Annotated in this window: 12 protein-coding genes and 1 tRNA gene; 7 read left to right on the top strand and 6 right to left on the bottom strand. The window is 64.8% G+C overall.

All coding sequences use genetic code 11. The annotated features are described in order from the left end of the window. The first annotated feature begins 16 nt into the window (after positions 1-16). The 3 genes from tsf to parC all read left to right on the top strand — a co-directional run bounded on the left by tsf (position 17) and on the right by parC (position 4041). Complete coding sequence (gene tsf, locus CFR76_RS03655) at positions 17-922, top strand: translation elongation factor Ts (RefSeq protein ID WP_025438634.1); 906 nt, start codon at positions 17-19, stop codon at positions 920-922. A 49-nt stretch (positions 923-971) separates the two neighbouring features. Next, complete coding sequence (gene recO, locus CFR76_RS03660) at positions 972-1763, top strand: DNA repair protein RecO (RefSeq protein ID WP_110555900.1); 792 nt, start codon at positions 972-974, stop codon at positions 1761-1763. A gap of 61 nt (positions 1764-1824) precedes the next feature. Then, positions 1825-4041, top strand: a complete 2217-nt coding sequence (parC, locus tag CFR76_RS03665; protein WP_110555901.1) for a DNA topoisomerase IV subunit A — start codon at positions 1825-1827, stop codon at positions 4039-4041. 7 nt (positions 4042-4048) lie between these two features. On the opposite strand, the gene CFR76_RS03670 is transcribed toward parC, so the two are convergent. After that, positions 4049-4831, bottom strand: coding sequence for an arginyltransferase (locus CFR76_RS03670; protein ID WP_110555902.1), 783 nt, complete (start codon positions 4829-4831; stop codon positions 4049-4051). Between the two features lie 140 nt (positions 4832-4971). Further along, a complete protein-coding gene (gene hemB / locus CFR76_RS03675; protein ID WP_110556065.1) occupies positions 4972-5964 on the bottom strand; it encodes a porphobilinogen synthase in 993 nt (330 codons plus the stop codon). 703 nt (positions 5965-6667) lie between these two features. On the opposite strand from hemB, the gene glyA reads away from it, so the two are divergent. Then, positions 6668-7957, top strand: a complete 1290-nt coding sequence (gene glyA / locus CFR76_RS03680) for a serine hydroxymethyltransferase (RefSeq protein WP_279628921.1) — start codon at positions 6668-6670, stop codon at positions 7955-7957. A 27-nt stretch (positions 7958-7984) separates the two neighbouring features. On the opposite strand, the gene CFR76_RS03685 is transcribed toward glyA, so the two are convergent. Together CFR76_RS03685 and CFR76_RS03690 are read right to left on the bottom strand one after the other, a co-directional pair. Then, positions 7985-9022: a M14 family metallopeptidase gene (locus tag CFR76_RS03685; RefSeq protein WP_110555904.1), complete on the bottom strand. Its 1038-nt coding sequence runs from the start codon at positions 9020-9022 to the stop codon at positions 7985-7987. A gap of 160 nt (positions 9023-9182) precedes the next feature. Continuing rightward, a complete protein-coding gene (locus CFR76_RS03690; protein WP_110555905.1) occupies positions 9183-10286 on the bottom strand; it encodes a DEAD/DEAH box helicase in 1104 nt (367 codons plus the stop codon). A 111-nt stretch (positions 10287-10397) separates the two neighbouring features. Between CFR76_RS03690 and CFR76_RS03695 the strand changes: the two genes are divergently transcribed. From CFR76_RS03695 to CFR76_RS03705, 3 genes are all read left to right on the top strand, one after another. Beyond that, positions 10398-11363: a mitochondrial fission ELM1 family protein gene (locus tag CFR76_RS03695; RefSeq protein WP_110555906.1), complete on the top strand. Its 966-nt coding sequence runs from the start codon at positions 10398-10400 to the stop codon at positions 11361-11363. A 38-nt stretch (positions 11364-11401) separates the two neighbouring features. Continuing rightward, positions 11402-13291: a hypothetical protein gene (locus tag CFR76_RS03700; protein ID WP_110555907.1), complete on the top strand. Its 1890-nt coding sequence runs from the start codon at positions 11402-11404 to the stop codon at positions 13289-13291. Positions 13292-13428: 137 nt separating this feature from the next. Continuing rightward, positions 13429-13812 carry a hypothetical protein gene (locus tag CFR76_RS03705; protein ID WP_110555908.1) on the top strand — a complete coding sequence of 128 codons (384 nt, stop codon included), beginning with the start codon at positions 13429-13431 and terminating at the stop codon, positions 13810-13812. A 374-nt stretch (positions 13813-14186) separates the two neighbouring features. Here the strand turns inward: CFR76_RS03705 and CFR76_RS03710 are convergent. Both CFR76_RS03710 and CFR76_RS03715 read right to left on the bottom strand, forming a co-directional pair. Further along, positions 14187-14261, bottom strand: a tRNA-Val gene (locus tag CFR76_RS03710). 68 nt (positions 14262-14329) lie between these two features. After that, positions 14330-15841: a YifB family Mg chelatase-like AAA ATPase gene (locus CFR76_RS03715; protein WP_110556066.1), complete on the bottom strand. Its 1512-nt coding sequence runs from the start codon at positions 15839-15841 to the stop codon at positions 14330-14332. Positions 15842-16346: the final 505 nt, after the last annotated feature.

Genomic DNA, 16346 nt, shown 5'->3' on the forward strand with positions numbered 1-16346 from the left:
GAGGAGTATCAGGATAATGGCGCAGATTACCGCAGCCCTCGTCAAGGAACTTCGTGAGAAGACCGGCGCGGGCATGATGGATTGCAAGAAGGCCCTTAACGAAGCCGAAGGCGACATCGAAGGCGCGATCGACTGGCTGCGCAAGAAGGGCCTGTCGGCCGCCGCCAAGAAGTCCGGCCGCGTGACCGCCGAAGGGCTGGTTGGCGTGGCGCAGGCCGATCTGAAGGCCGCCATGGTCGAGATCAATGCCGAGACCGACTTCGTCGCCCGCAACGAGCATTTCCAGAACTTCGTCTCCGAAGTGGCCCATGCGGCGCTGAGCGTTGGCGACGATCTGGAAAAGCTGAAGGCCGCCGTGCTGAAAAGCGGTCGCACCGTTGCCGATGAACTGACGCACCTGATCGCCACCATTGGCGAGAACATGTCCATCCGCCGCGCGCGCGTGCTGAGCGTGCCGTCGGGCGTGGTCGCGACCTACGTGCATTCCGCCGTAAGCCCCGGCCTGGGCAAGATCGGCGTGCTGGCCGCTGTTGAAGCGCCGACCGCCAGCGAGGCGATGGAAGACCTTGGCCGCCGCATTGGCATGCATGTCGCCGCCACCCGCCCGGCGGCGCTGGATGTGGACAGCGTCGACCCGCAGGCGCTTGAGCGTGAGCGCGCGGTGCTGGTGGAACAGGCCAAGGCTTCGGGCAAGCCTGACGCGATCATTGAAAAGATGGTCGATGGCCGTATCCGCAAGTTCTATGAGGAAGTCGTGCTGCTGGAACAGATCTGGGTGCATGATGGCGAAAGCCGCGTGCGCAAGATCGTGGAAAAGGCTGGCGCCAAGCTGACCGGTTTCGACCGCTTCCAGCTGGGTGAAGGCATCGAGAAGGAAGAAAGCGACTTTGCCGCCGAAGTGGCAAAGGCCGCCGGCAACTGATTTCGTTGCCGGTTTCCGGTTTTCTTTTCGCAAGGGCGGGTGCTTCCTGATGGAGTGGGAGGCACCTGCCCTTGTGCTTTCCGCCACCCCGTATGGGGAAGGCAGCGCGATTGCGCATGTCCTGACGGGCGAATACGGGCTGTATCATGGTCTGGCCCGTGGGGGTTCATCCAGCCGGGGCCGCGCGGTCTGGCAGACCGGCAACCTGGTGCGCGCACGCTGGACCGCCCGCCTGCCGGAACAGTTGGGCAACATCACGGCGGAAACGGTCCATGCATCGAGTGCGCGCATACTGGACGCGCCGCTGCCGCTGGCCATGCTGGCATCATTATGCGCGCTGGCCGATGGCTGCCTGCCTGAACGCGAACCCCATCCCGCCATCTTCCAGGGACTGGCCAGCCTGCTGGCGCGCATAAGCCTTGACCCGCAATGGGCGGTGGCGGAAGCCATGCCCGAAATCGTGCGGTGGGAACTGCTTTTGCTGTCCGAACTGGGTTTCGGGCTGGACCTGGCGCACTGCGCCCTTGGTGGCAGCCCGGACGACCTGCGCTGGGTATCGCCGCGCACCGGGCGGGCGGTATCGGATGAACGCGCGGGCGAATGGCGCAGCCGCCTGCTGCCGCTACCCGGTTTCATACTGCATCCCGGTCAGGTCGGCACCCCGGTGGACTGGTATGACGGGTTGCGGCTGACCGGGCATTTCCTGCAACGCGACGCCTTTGGCCAGCGGCACCGCCCGGTGCCCGAAGCCCGGTGCAGGCTGCTGGACATGATCGCGCGCGAAGCGGACATTCCCCCGCCGGATGCGCCGCCCGACGGGGCGGTGGCCGCCGCCGACTGATTACTACCATTGGACAAAGCGTAAAGTTTCGCTATCTGTTCACCTGCGGGAGGAAGATTGCATGCCTGTGGACCCAACAGCCGGTCATATTGAAGATACCAAGCTGGCCGATGCGCTGAGCGAACGCTACCTGGCCTATGCCATGTCAACGATCATGTCGCGCTCGCTGCCCGATGTGCGCGACGGGCTGAAGCCGGTGCACCGGCGCATGATCTATGCGATGCAGCAGCTCAAGCTGGACCCGTCGGCCGGGTTCAAGAAATGCGCCCGCGTGGTGGGCGACGTGATCGGTAAATACCATCCGCATGGCGATGCCTCGGTCTATGAGGCGCTGGTGCGGCTGGCGCAGGATTTTGCCGTTCGCTACCCGCTGGTGGAAGGGCAGGGCAATTTCGGCTCGATCGACGGCGATAACGCCGCCGCCATGCGGTACACCGAATCCCGCCTGACCGAAGTGGCCAAGGCCCTGCTGGAGGGCATTGGCGAGGACTGCGTCGACTTCCGCCCCACCTATGATGGCGAGGAACAGGAACCCGTTGTCCTGCCCGCGGTGTTCCCCAACCTGCTGGCCAACGGGGCGGCGGGCATCGCGGTGGGCATGGCGACCTCCATCCCGCCGCATAACGTGGGCGAGATCTGTGCCGCAGCCCTTGCCCTGATCCGCAGGCCCGCCATGACCACGGCCGAACTGCTGAAACATATGCCCGGCCCGGACTTTCCCACCGGCGGCAGCATCGTGGAGGACAGCGACGCCATTGCCCGTGCTTACGAGACCGGGCGCGGTTCCTTCCGCATCCGCTCGAAATGGGAAGTGGAGCCGGGGCGTTTCGGCACATGGCAGATTGTGGTGACCGAAATCCCGTACCAGGTGCAGAAATCGCGCCTGATCGAACAGGTCGCGGACCTTATGGAACAGAAGAAGCTGCCCCTTCTGGCCGATATCCGCGATGAAAGCACGACCGACATCCGGCTGGTGCTGGAACCCAAGTCGCGCGGGATCGAGCCTGCGGTGCTGATGGAAACCCTGTTCCGCGCAACGCAACTGGAAAGCCGCTTTGGCCTGAACATGAATGTGCTGGGTGCCGATCAGGTGCCCGGCGTGCGCAGCCTGAAGGAGGTACTGCAGGCATGGCTGGACCACCGCCATGACGTGCTGCAGCGCCGCAGCGCCAACCGGCTGGCAGCGGTCGACCGGCGTCTGGAAATCCTTGACGGGTTCCTTGCGGTCTATCTCAACCTTGACGAGGTGATCCGCATTGTCCGTGAGGAGGACGATGCGAAGGCCGCCCTGATCGCGGCCTTCGACCTTACGGAACTGCAGGCGGAATCGGTGCTGAACATGCGCCTGCGCAGCCTGCGGCGGCTTGAGGAAATGGAAATCCGTGACGAGCATGCGAAGCTGAGCGCCGAAAAGCAGTCCCTGCACGACCTGCTGGAGCAGGAAGGGCTGCGGTGGAAGCATATCGCATCCGAAATCAGGGACATCCAGAAAACCTTTGGCGGTGGCGCGCTGGGCCGGCGGCGCAGCCTGCTGGCCGATGCGCCGGTTGAAATTGACGTGGAAGCTGCCCTGCCGGTCGAACGCGACCCGCTGACGGTCATCCTGTCGCAGAAGGGCTGGATCCGCACGGTACGTGGCCATGGGCAGGACCCCGAAGCCCTGAAATTCAAGGAAGGCGACGGCCCGGGCATGGCGGTCGAATGTTACAGCAACGACCGGCTGTGTGTGTTCGCAACCGACGGGCGCGCCTTTACGCTGCGCGTGGGCGACCTGCCGCGCGGGCGGGGCGATGGCCAGCCATTGCGGCTGATTATCGACCTGTCCAATGACGAGGACATCATCGCGATGTTCCCGGTCGAGGACACGCGCAAGCGCCTGCTGGCGTCCAGCACCGGGCGCGGCATGATCGTGGCGGAATCGGCCATGACGGCGGAAAAGCGCACCGGCAAGCAGGTGCTGAACCTGAAGGATAATGAAAGCGCGCTGGCCTGCGTGCCTGCCATCGGCGACCATGTGCTGGTACTCGGGCAGAACCGGCGCATGCTGGTCTTCCCGCTGGACCAGTTGCCGGAAATGACGCGCGGCCTTGGCGTGATCTTGCAGAAATACAAGGATGGCGGCCTGCGTGACGCTGTCGTGTTCGCGGCCGATGCCGGTGTGGCATGGCCCGATCCCGCCCGTACCCGTTCCTTCGCGGATCTGAAGGATTACCTGGGCAAGCGGGCGGATATGGGTAAAACCGCCCCCGCCTGGGCCACGCGCAGGCCGCGGGCCTGATCAGGGGTTATTCCACCGGGCGGAACAGCCCGTCCGGCAGGAAGGCGCTTTCATGCGCCTGGTACTGCGTCAGGTCCAGGTCATGCCATACGCCGCGCGTCATGATCTGGGCGGGGCGGAAACGGGCCTTGTAGGCCATTTTCCGGCTCTCGCTGATCCAGTAGCCCAGATACAGGTGGGGCAGGCCAAGCGTGCGGGTGTATTCGATCAGGTGCATCACCGCGAACGTGCCCAGTGAACGCTGCTGCAATCCGGGGTCATAGAAATCATACACGGCGGACAGCCCGTCATCGAGCTGGTCCACCAGCGCGACGCAGGCCAGCTTGCCTTCGGTGTCGCGGAATTCGATCATGAAGGTCTCGATCGGCGTATCCTCGACCATGGCCCGGTAATCGGCAAAGGCCATGGATGCCATGTCGCCACCTTCATGGCGCGTGGACTGGTACGCGCTGAACAGGTTGAACTGTTCGGGTGTGGCGGCGGGCGGGATGCGTTGCGCGCGCAGCCCGGCATTGCGGCGCAGGGCGCGTAGCTGCGTGCGGCTGGGGGCAAAGCGCGCCACGGGCACGCGTATGGGCGTGCATGCCGTGCAGCCCGCGCAGACCGGGGCATAGGCAATGGTGTGGCTGCGGCGGAAACCGGCGCGTGACAGGCGGTTATGGAACGGCACGGCGTCCGGGCCGCCAATTTCGGTCACGACCTTGCGTTCCATCCGTCCCGCCAGATAGGGGCAGGGCATGGGGGCCGTCGTATAGAACAGCTGTGGATGCCGTGGCGATGTGTAGGTCATGCGCTCTCACCAGCCGGAAAACAGGAAACGGCAGCCCTGCAAGCAGGAAAGACGGGCTGCCCGTGCTTCCTGAACGGTTATCATATCCTTCCTGTTGCAGGCATCAACTATCCGGCTGGGTACGCGTGGTTTTGTCGTGTTCAGGCGCGCAGCAGGCGCGCGGCGTCCAGCGCGAAATAGGTCAGCACCCCGTTGGCGCCCGCCCGGCGGAAGGCCGTCAGGCTTTCCATGATGACGCGGTCACGGTCCAGCCAGCCATTCTGGATCGCGGCCATCAGCATCGCGTATTCGCCCGACACCTGGTAGGCGAAGGTCGGCACCGCGAATTCCTGCCGCACGCGCGCGATGACATCCAGATACGGCATCCCCGGCTTGACCATGACCATGTCGGCCCCTTCGCCCAGGTCCAGGGCGACTTCACGCAGGGCCTCGTCCGTATTGGCGGGGTCCATCTGGTATGTCTTCTTGTCGCCCTTCAGCAGGCCGCCCGAACCCAGCGCGTCACGGAACGGGCCGTAGAAGGCGCTGGCATACTTGGCGGCGTAGGACATGATGCGGGTGTTGACCAGCCCGGCCACGTCCAGCGCGGTGCGGATGGACCCGATGCGCCCGTCCATCATGTCGGATGGCGCGATGATGTCGATCCCGGCAGCGGCCTGATTGACGGCCTGTTTCACCAGGATTTCGACCGATGGGTCGTTGACCACGTAGCCATCCTCGATCAGCCCGTCATGGCCATGGCTGGTATAGGGGTCCAGCGCCACGTCGCCGATCAGGCCGATTTCAGGGAATTCCTTCTTCAGCAGGCGTGCCGCCCGACACATGAGGTTGTCGGGGTTGGTCGCTTCCGTGCCCGCTTCATCACGCAGGCTGGCCGGTGTGATGGGGAACAGCGCAAGGGCGGGAATGTCCAGCTTCGCCGCCGGTTCCACATGGGCTGCCAGCCGATCGAGGCTGACGCGCTGCACGCCGGGCATGGAGGACACATCGGTGACCGAACCCGTGCCCTCGGTCACGAAGATCGGCCAGATCAGGTTATCGGTCGATAGCGTGTTTTCAGACACCAGCCGCCGTGTGAACCGGTCGTGCCGGTTACGGCGCAGCCTTGTTTGGGGAAACTGACCGATATTCATCCAATCCAACTCCATCAGGGAAGGGGCGACTATGATCCCGTAGCCGCCCCGTGCCAAATTATGATCCGGTAATCCGCCCCGCGCATTCGGGATTTTCCGCGCATGGCAGGTATGACCATGCCCGGCCGGCGATGGCGTGCGCCGCAACAGCGCATACGCGGCCCGATCAGCAACCGTCCGCCCGTCCAGCAAGGTCGTCATGACCCCGCAGTCCTGCTGCCTGCCATCGGGATCGCGTTGCGCGCAGGCGCCCGGAACACGCGCGCTTGTGGCCACGCGCCCGCAGCATGATAACGCCAGCGCCTGTCGATGACATAAGGCCGGGACATAAGGCCGGCAGGCGTGCCGATGGATGTGACATGCGGCCCACCCGACACTGCGCGCCAGCAGGCCGCCAGCAGGCCGCCAGCGTCCGGGACCTGTTCCGTTCAGTCCAGCGTCATCGGTGGGTGGGCCACCGGGCAGGTGGCGCGGCGGGGTCGCGTGTGACACCTGTGTTCATATTGCAACGCGCGGGACGGTATGGATGGGGACAGGGGATGCAACAGCGGTCGAATCAGTCCGTTTCCATAATTTTGGCGTTGTCTTGACGCCACGATATGGCGCACATAGCAGGCCTGTTCCCATACGTGTCATGTCCGTCTGCCTATCCGGAAATGACAGGTGATCCAATGAATGGAGAGACATAACGGTGCCGGACCCCATCAGCCAGACTGACCTCAAGCAGTTTTTCCGCGCCCCACTGACCCAAGCCGACCCCGACGTCGCCGCGATTATCGATGCGGAACTGGTGCGTCAGCGCGACGGGATTGAACTGATTGCCAGCGAGAACATGGTCTCCGCCGCCGTCATGGCCGCACAGGGCAGCGTTCTGACCAACAAGTACGCCGAAGGCTATCCCGGCCGCCGTTATTATGGCGGCTGCGTGGAGGTGGACAAGGTCGAGACCCTGGCCATTGAGCGCGTCAAGACGATGTTCGGCGCGGAATTCGCCAACGTGCAGCCCCATTCGGGCGCCAATGCCAACCAGGCGGCCTTCATGGCCATGGTCAAGCCCGGCGATACCGTCATGGGCATGAGCCTTGCCGCCGGTGGCCACCTGACCCACGGTGCCGCCCCCAACTATTCCGGCAAGTGGTTCAATGCGGTCCAGTACGGCGTGCGCAAGGAAGACGGCCTGCTGGATTACGAGGAAATGGAACGCCTTGCCCGCGCCGAGAAGCCGAAGCTGATCGTCGCCGGTGGTTCCGCCTATCCCCGTATCATCGATTTCGCCCGCTTCCGCGCCATTGCCGATGAGGTCGGCGCCTATCTTATGGTGGACATGGCCCATTTCGCGGGCCTGGTCGCGGCTGGGCTGTACCCTTCGCCGCTGCCGCACGCGCATGTCGTCACCTCCACCACGCACAAGACCCTGCGCGGGCCGCGCGGCGGGCTGATCCTGACCAATGATGCGGATCTGGCGAAAAAGATCAACTCCGCCGTGTTCCCCGGCCTGCAGGGCGGTCCGCTCATGCATGTGATCGCGGCCAAGGCCGTGGCGTTTGGCGAGGCGCTGCGCCCCGACTTCCGCACCTATCAGGAAGCTGTGGCGAACAATGCCCGCGTGCTGGCGGAAACGCTGGTGCAGGGCGGCTTTGACATCGTGACCGGCGGCACGGACTGCCACCTGATCCTGGTGGACCTGCGGCCCAAGGGGGTTACGGGCCGCGCGGCGGAGCGTGCGCTGGAACGCGCGGGCATCACCGCCAACAAGAACGCCATTCCGTTCGATCCCGAAAAGCCTGCTGTCACCTCCGGCATCCGTCTGGGCAGCCCGGCGGCGACGGCGCGCGGCTTCGGCGCGGAAGAATTCCGCGAGGTCGGCCGCATGATCGACGAAGTGCTGACCGCGCTGGCAAAGACCCCCGGCGAGGAAGGCTGCGCGAAGACCGAGCAGGCCGTGCATGAACGCGTCAAGGCGCTATGCGCGCGCTTCCCCATCTACGCCTGACCATGACTATGGCCGCCTGTCCCGGTCTCACTGATCCGGGGCGGGTGGCCGCGTGCCCGCATCCACGCGGGCGAACCGTACGGCCGTATGGCCACGGGCGGGGCGCAGGTTGGGCATGACCAGCATGCACCGGGCGTAGGGCGTGCGGATTTCATCCCCGCCGTCATGCGCCACCACCGTGCCGGCATCGGCCACGACATGCCCGCTGTGAAAGGGTGTGACGAAGCGGAACAGGCCCGTCCGCGCCGTTATCACATCCGTCACCACCATTTCGCGTTGCGGTAACGCACCGCCATCGGCGGGCAGGCCGCAGCATGGCCCGATCAGGGACAGGACCGCCTGCATGGACCGCGTGACGGTCGCCTCGTGCCAGTGCTGGCCCGCTTCCAGCAGGCAGGCGGCGGCACGGCCGTTGCTGAAGCGCGGGTGATCGATCAGCCTGCACCCGCTGCGGTGGCCCCGGTCGGCCACGCATACATCCACGCCGCGAACGCGCCGCGCCATGGCCCGGCTTGCGGGCGACAGGCCCGACAGCACCAGCGGGTCCCCCGGCCACAGCATGGAATGCAGGTCCAGCAGCCTGTCCGCCGTCACGATGACCGGCAGCAGGACCCGTGCCCGGTCCAGTTCATGTGATGACCGTCCGCCATCCAGCATGGCGGGCAGCCAGACGCGGTTCATGTCCTCATCCACGCAGCGCGCGCGCACCGGGTCGCGCGGGTCGAACTGGCGCATGGCCTCGGGGTTGGCGAATACCAGCGACAGCCGCCCCGCGCGCGGGCGGATGCGACGGCGCAGCAGGCGGTCAAGCACGATCGCGCCCGCGAATTCATTGCCATGGATCAGGCTGACACAGACGATATGCGGGCCGGGCCTGCGTCCTTCGTAATGCATGACGCCGGGAATGCCGCAGTTACCGGCAAGCCACGGCGACAGGTCGGGTGGCGTGATGCCGATTTGCCATCGTGGCAGGCTGGATGGGGGCGGGGGCAGGCGTTCAAGGAACGTGGTGGGCCGCGCCACGCGTACAGGCAGGCGTGGCGCATCATCCGGCCCATGTGTCATGCCGGGCGGGTCCGGTCGCTGGGCACGCCAGTCCCGTCATGCGCCGGGATATGGGACTGCATGGCATCGGTGTTCATCATGAATTCCAGTTTATCCAGCCTTCACCCCACGGCAAGGGCACGGGGGCGGGGGATGCATGACAAATGCATGAACCTGCCCGTCATTCCGGCAGGCTGGCGATGCGGATGCGCTGCCCCGTCAGGCGTTCGATGTCCTTCAGCGCCTGGCGTTCCTCCGGCGCGCACAGGGCGACGGCCACGCCGCGCCGCCCGGCACGCGCGGTGCGCCCGATGCGGTGGACATAGGCTTCGGGCTGGGTGGGGATGTCGTGGTTGATGACAAGGGCAATGTCATCAATGTCGATTCCCCGCGCCATGACGTCGGTCGCCACCAGCACGCCCACGCGCCCCTGGCGAAAATCGCGCAGCATCCGCTCGCGCCGCGCCTGTGAATGATCGCCATGGATCGCGACGGCGGGTGTCAGCGCGCTTATGGCGCGCGCGATGGTGTCGGCTTCCTGCCGGGTGCGTACGAACACCATCACGCGCTGCATGCCATACTGCTTCAGGCAGGCCAGCGTGGCGTCTGCCTTGTGGCGGTTGGGCACGAAAATGGCGTATTGCGCGATGCGTGGCGCGGGGGCGTCCGCCACCTCCATGCTGATGCGCAACGGCCGGTGCAGCAGGCGGGCGGCCAGTTCGGCCATGGCCGGGGGAATGGTGGCGGAAAACAGCAATGTCTGGTGCCGCGCGGGCAGGGCGGCGGCCAGGGCCAGCATTTCCTCCGCAAATCCCGGCTCAAGCATGCGGTCGGCTTCATCCAGCACGAACTGCCCCACGGCGGACAGGTCCAGTTCCCCCCCGTGGGCAAGGTCGATCACCCGCCCCGGCGTGCCGACCACGATCGCAACCCCTTCGCCCAGCGTCCTTGCCTGCGCCACCCGCGCCGTGCCGCCCGTGGCCTGCAAAATGCGCAGGCCGCTGCCACGGGCAAGGCCGCGCAGCACGCCCGCCGTCTGTCCCGCCAGTTCGCGCGTGGGCGACAGGATCAGGCAGCGCACGCGGGTATTGTCCGCATCCCCCGGCTGCATGAGGGTGGACAGGATGGGGGCGGCGAAGGCCACGGTCTTGCCGCTGCCGGTGCCCGCGCGGGCTTCCACATCCCGTCCGGCCATGACGGGGGGAATGACCTCGCGCTGGATCAGGGATGGCTGGTGCAGCCCCATGCGTGTCAGGGCGGCCACCACGCGGCCATCCAGCCCCATGCCGGAAAATGTCGGTTCTGTCTCACTCATTATAGCCACTTAGCGCGGTCGGGCGATCGACAAAAGGGGCAGGGCATTGACGCCCCGCCCCCTGTCCCGCCACATGGGCGCATGGCAGCACCCATTCCAACCGCCACCGTGATCGCGGCGGACCTTGCCGGCATGCGTTCCCAGACCTTCGGGCTGGCGCGGCGTGCGGGGCTTGATCCCCACCTGCATGCGCTGGTCCCGCGCGGGATATGGCGGCGCGTGCCCGCCGCGTGGTGGCCCGCGCCCCTGCGCGCGGTCATGCCACTTGGCCTTGCACCTGATTACCGCGATCATCCCGTCATCAGCATCGGTGGCGGCGGCGGCGCGGTGGGGGCGGCGCTGCACCGGCAGGGCGCGCGCGTGATACAGGTGCAGAACCCGCGCCTGTCGCCCGCCCGCTTCGATCTGGTCATCGCCAATCGCCACGACCGCATTTCCGGTCCCAATGTCATCCTGACGCGCACGGCGCTGCATGGGGTGACGCCCGCGCTGCTGGATCAGGCGCGACGGGAATGGGCGCCGTTGCTGGCCCATCTGCCGCGCCCGCTTGTTGCTGTTCTGGTTGGAGGGGGGAATGGCCGCTTCCGCCTGGGCCGGGCGGAGGGCGCGGCCCTTGCCACGCAACTGGCCACCATGATGCGGCGCGACCGGGTGGGCATCGCACTGACGCCATCGCGCCGCACGGACCCCGAAATATGCGCCGGACTGCAGCGCGCCCTTGCCGGGCCGGATGCGTGGATATGGGACCAGACCGGCCCCAACCCGTATCTGGGCCTGCTGGCCTGTGCCGATGCGATTGTCGTGACCATGGACAGCGTTTCCATGATTTCGGAAGCCGTGGCGACAGCCGCCCCCGTCATGGTCGCCAGCCTGCCGGGCCGGTCGCGGCGGATCGGACAGTTCTTGCATGACCTGATGCAGGCAGGGCGTATCCGGCCCTTTGCCGGGCGGCTGGAAACGTGGCCTGTCACGCCACTTGATGATACCGTCATGGCGGCGGAAGCCGTGCGGCACCATCTGGGTCTTGCATTGCAGGTACAACAATAATTCTCCCGCTTGCGCCAGAAGTGGAATAAAACAGGCACATGCTAGGTATCCGGACTTTTGACCCGCGTTCAGGCGGCAACATGGCCTACAAGGCCCTGACCCACCCGCTGGCTGCCGAAAGGCTTGCCAGCCTTGCCGATGACCTGCGCGATGCGGGACCGGTTGCGATCTATGATCCGCATGACATGGTGGAAACCGTCATGGCGCTGCTGCCCGCGCCCATTGCGGTGGCTGGGGTGCACACCCATGATTCGCTGAAGGTGGGGCAGGCGCGCGCGGGCATGGCCCTGCGGCCGGTGGTGGATCTGGCGCAGTGTGGGGCGAGGGCTGTCTGGGCGCTGGATTTCAACCATGCCACCATGGCAAGCCGCCTGTCCGGCCTGCTGCCCGCAGGTGGCGTGCTGCATACGCTGGAAGCCGTGCGCCTGCCCCGGCACATGCTTTCGGTCGAACATGACTATCTGCACCGGCTGAACTTCGCCACCAACCTTGCCTTCTTCCGGGATACGGCGGCGCTGTCCACCCGCCTGGTCACCGCCAATTACTGGGCGCGTTACGGCGCGCGGGCCGTGCGGCTGTGGCTGCGCCTGTTCGACCATGGCGGGCAGGTGCTGAAGACATGGGAATATGACGTGCCGGGCGCGGGCCAGGCCATCATCATCGACAGCGCCGAGATCCGCAGCCGGTTTGGCCTGCCGGAGTTTACCGGCCAACTGTTCATCCATGCACAGGGCATAGCGGGCCATGACGTGGTCAAATACGCGCTGGAGACGCGCGGGGAAGGCACGAACGCCAGCCTGTCGGTCACCCACGACGCCAATGCCTGGCCCGCCAACCGCTACGCCAACCTGCCCGCCCCGGCGGAGGGGGAGGACGTGGTGCTGTGGGTCCAGAACAGCCATGCCCTGCCTGTTCCACCGGGCAGCATGACGCTCAACCGCATGGGGCAGGATACGCACGCCCCCATCCTGCCCGCACTGGCCCCGTACCAGACCATGGCCGTGCATATGCGTGATATCCTGCCCGGCCTGTCGTGGCCGGAACAGATCGAATTCCGCGCTGGCGGCCATGTCGTGCGCTCCCGTTACGAAATCACGCGGCACGACCGCACGCGCATCGCCCACCTGAACGTGCAGCGCGCCGACCTGCAGCCCGATCCGGGCATTGCGCGGCTGGACCCGTGTTTTTTCGGGCGGGGTTACCTGCTGCCGTTCCCGGTGCCCGATCCCGCGCGGTATCGCACGCTGCTGCTGCCATCGCCCATGGCGGAAAGCCTGGCCAGCCTGCCGGTCCGGGTGGACTGTTTCGATGCGGAGGGGGCGGCTGGCCCCTCGCGCTTCATGGGATGCCTGCCGCGTGACCATGCGGTGGTGCTGGATGTCAGCGCGTTTGCAACCGGTCCGGGGCACGGGGAACTGCTGTATGACTTCCGTGATGGCGGGCTGGCCGATGGCTGGCTGCATGCCCTGATCCGTTATGAGGACAGGCAGACCGGCCATGCATCCGAAACCAGTTTCGGGTCGCATATATTCAATACGGTCATGACGTACAAGGGCGAGCCGCAATCCTATGTCGGCTCGCCCCCGGGGCTGAGCACGCGGCTGTTCCTGACGGCGGCGGAATGTGAACCGTTCAGTTTCTGCACGCTGATCTATCCCGTTTCGGCCACATGGCGGGCGCATTCGGATACGTCTTTATACCTGCATGCGGGCGATGGCGCGGTGATCGCGCACGAAAAGATCGCCATTCCCATGGCCGGATCACGGGAAATCTGGCCCCACCGTGTCTTTGGGCTGCCCGCGCTGGCGCGTGCGGGGGAAGGCGCCTATGTCATCATCCGGGACACCACCTGCCGCCTGTTCGGCTATCACGGTCGCATGGCGGAGGGGGAGGGACGGTTTTCAATCGACCATATGTTCGGCTTCTGACCCTGACAGACGGCCCGTCCGTTCCCATATGATTGTGCAGGTGGCCGCTGGTACATGTGCCGTGGCGCGTGGGTCGAGGCTGCATTGGCCTGCCCGCCCACCATGCCTGACGCACCGGAAGGGACCCTGACTGGACCATGATCGTACAGGACACCAATTTTTTCTGTGACATGCCTGCTGACATGAAATACCTGCGCGACCGGAACCCGCCGCAGAATTTCCTTGAACAGAACATGATATTCGTCCTGCCGCAGCGGCTGCGCAAGTTCCGGAAAAACCTGTTTCATGTCCGGCGCACGGATGCGGATGCCACAGTCTATGCACCCCTGTTCCAGGTGCGGTGCATGACGGACCATGACCCGCTGCCCGAAGGCTATGACGGGCCGTTCGACGTATTCCCGTTCTATACCAACCCCACTCGCAAGCGGCGGCGTACGCTGGATTATTATGTGCTGTTCCTGTTTCAGGACAAGTTGTCCTACGTCAAATGCCGTGATGCGCTGGACGATGTACCGTCATGACGGGAAGTGCCGCTCATAAAGCAGTTTTTGGTGAAGCTGTTTTCAAAAAGATTCGGAAGACGCCACTTTTTTCAAAAAGAGGACATCAAAAAAACCAATTTTTATCAATGAGTTATACCAGAACCGTCCGGACTGGATGCGCGATCCGCCTGGAAGGTGGCAGGGGTATATAGCAGAAGGCTAACGGCAGGGTTCTGGAATATCCTGCGATCCGATCAGGATTGACGGAAGATTCCCAATAATCCGGCGCGACAGATCCGCCAGCGGATATGCGGCCAATATTGAGGGAATATGTCTTCGCATGCGGTCAACCGAACGGACTACCTGATAAAATAGTCTGGCTGCCAGATGATTTCAGGACAGGGAACGCCGGATGGTGGGTGCGACAGGGATTGAACCTGTGACCCCCGCCGTGTGAAGGCGATGCTCTACCGCTGAGCTACGCACCCATCCGCTTCGGTGGGGCCTTATTAATCCAGCAGGACATGGTGCGCAAGGGGAAAAGAGGCCGATGCCGCTATTTTCGACCCGGGCGGCGGATACGGTAGGCCAGGGCTTCGGCAATATGGGGGCGTTCGACATCATCAGCGGCGGACAGGTCGGCAATCGTCCGCGCCACACGCAGCAGGCGGGTGAAGCCACGGGCGGAAAGGTGCATCTTTTCAGATGCCTGCACCGCAAAGTCACGGGCCGCCGCCGTTATGCGGAAATCATCGACCGGGGCTTCGGCATTGCGGGCCTCGCCCTGCCTGCCGTGCTGGCGGGTTACGGCAGCCCGGACACGTGCGGCAACGGTTGCGCTGGGTTCGCCGCCCGTGGTTTCGGCAATGCGGGTCAGGGGCATCGGTTCGACATGCACCGCCATGTCCACGCGGTCCAGCAGCGGGCCGGACAGGCGGGCCTGATAATCCTCGCCACAGCGCGGGGCCTTGCGGCATTCCTGCGCCGCATCACCCAGATAGCCACATTTGCATGGATTCATCGCCGCGATCAGCTGGAAGCGGGCAGGGTAGGTGACATGGGCCGCGGCGCGGGCGATGGATATGGTTCCCGTTTCCATGGGCTGGCGCAGGATTTCCAGCGCGGAGCGGGAGAATTCCGGCAGTTCGTCCAGAAACAGCACGCCACGATGCGCCAGGCTGACCTCACCGGGGCGTGCGCGTGCGCCGCCCCCGCTCAACGCCGTGGGGCTGCTGGAATGATGCGGGTCGCGAAAGGGCGGGCGGGATACCGGCTGCCCATCCTTCAGCAGGCCGCCAATGCTGTGGATCCGGCTGATTTCCAGCATCTCGGTGGGGGTAAGGTCGGGCATGATGCCGGGCAGGCGCGCGGCCAGCATGGATTTGCCAGCCCCCGGCGGCCCCACCATCAGCAGGGAATGCCGACCGGCCGCGGCAATTTCCAGCGCGCGGCGCGCGGTTTCCATGCCCCGGATGTCGGCAAGGTCGGGCAGGGCGGCCAGCCCTTCATCCATGCGCGCAGGCAGTTCAACCGGGTCGATGACCTGCTGCCCCCGGAAATGGTTCAGCAGTTCGGGCAGGGAACGGATGGCGAGGATATCCATGTCCTCGCTGGCCCAGCGGGCTTCCACGCCCTGGCTGGCGGGACAGATCAGCCCCAGCGACAGCCCGGCCGCCGCCATGGCGGCGGGCAGCACGCCACATACAGGGTTTACGCCACCATCCAGCGACAGTTCGCCAAGCGCCGCGTAACGCTGCGCCATGTCACCGGGCAGCAGGCCCATGACACCCAGCAGTGCAAGGGCGATGGGCAGGTCGAAATGCGATCCTTCCTTCATCAGGCTGGCAGGCACCAGATTGACCACGATGCGTTTGGCCGGCAGGGCAAGGCCCATGGCGGACAGGGCGGCGCGCACGCGTTCACGCGATTCATTGACGGCCTTGTCCGGCAGGCCCACGACAAGGAATGATGGCAGGCCAACGGATAGCTGGACCTCGACCTTGACCAGAACGGCTTCGATGCCGGAAAAGGCAAAGCCACAGATGGATGCAAGCGCCGTATCAGTCATGGCGTGATGATGCCGGATTGTGGGCGGCTTGGCCATTATGGAACATGGCCGGACAGGCCAGATGCTGGCGCATACGGATGGCTCACGGCATAATTTGTTGTCATAATATTTCTTATAAAACTTTCTGGTGTGGGCGGAAGGGGGCATGCCCGGCCGCGCCATATCCTGTCCGTCCCATCCCCTTGTGCGCTTTCCTGCACAAGGCGGTCCCAGTTGGGCCAGTCCCGGACCCGGCCCCTGTGGCCCTTGTGGCGGATACGACACGGTGACACGCGATTCCCACATCGCATGTCACTTACGTAAGGTCCTTAAGAGACTGTTTGAAAAGTCAAATCATGAGAGCGCTTTAAAATTAAAGAAAGTTTTTGGTGAAGCTTTTTGCAAAAGCTTCGAAAGAACGCCGCCTTTTTGAAAAAAGGCGGCACCCAAAAACTTTTATTGTTTTTTATCAATGATTTGTTTTCAAACAGCCTACTAACAGACAGTCTGGAACGTCCACCTTTGA

It is taken from the genome of Komagataeibacter swingsii, assembly GCF_003207895.1.
Classification (GTDB): domain Bacteria; phylum Pseudomonadota; class Alphaproteobacteria; order Acetobacterales; family Acetobacteraceae; genus Komagataeibacter; species Komagataeibacter swingsii.

Excerpts from the sequence above, each read along its gene's own strand:
- CFR76_RS03715 (WP_110556066.1), bottom strand. The coding sequence starts at position 15,841 with ATGACTGATACGGCGCTTGCATCCATCTGTGGCTTTGCCTTTTCCGGC.
- recO (WP_110555900.1), top strand. The coding sequence starts at position 972 with ATGGAGTGGGAGGCACCTGCCCTTGTGCTTTCCGCCACCCCGTATGGG.
- parC (WP_110555901.1), top strand. The coding sequence starts at position 1,825 with ATGCCTGTGGACCCAACAGCCGGTCATATTGAAGATACCAAGCTGGCC.
- tsf (WP_025438634.1), top strand. The coding sequence starts at position 17 with ATGGCGCAGATTACCGCAGCCCTCGTCAAGGAACTTCGTGAGAAGACC.
- CFR76_RS03690 (WP_110555905.1), bottom strand. The coding sequence starts at position 10,286 with ATGGGGCTGGATGGCCGCGTGGTGGCCGCCCTGACACGCATGGGGCTG.
- hemB (WP_110556065.1), bottom strand. The coding sequence starts at position 5,964 with ATGAATATCGGTCAGTTTCCCCAAACAAGGCTGCGCCGTAACCGGCAC.
- CFR76_RS03700 (WP_110555907.1), top strand. The coding sequence starts at position 11,402 with ATGCTAGGTATCCGGACTTTTGACCCGCGTTCAGGCGGCAACATGGCC.
- CFR76_RS03685 (WP_110555904.1), bottom strand. The coding sequence starts at position 9,022 with ATGACACATGGGCCGGATGATGCGCCACGCCTGCCTGTACGCGTGGCG.
- CFR76_RS03705 (WP_110555908.1), top strand. The coding sequence starts at position 13,429 with ATGATCGTACAGGACACCAATTTTTTCTGTGACATGCCTGCTGACATG.
- CFR76_RS03695 (WP_110555906.1), top strand. The coding sequence starts at position 10,398 with ATGGCAGCACCCATTCCAACCGCCACCGTGATCGCGGCGGACCTTGCC.
- CFR76_RS03670 (WP_110555902.1), bottom strand. The coding sequence starts at position 4,831 with ATGACCTACACATCGCCACGGCATCCACAGCTGTTCTATACGACGGCC.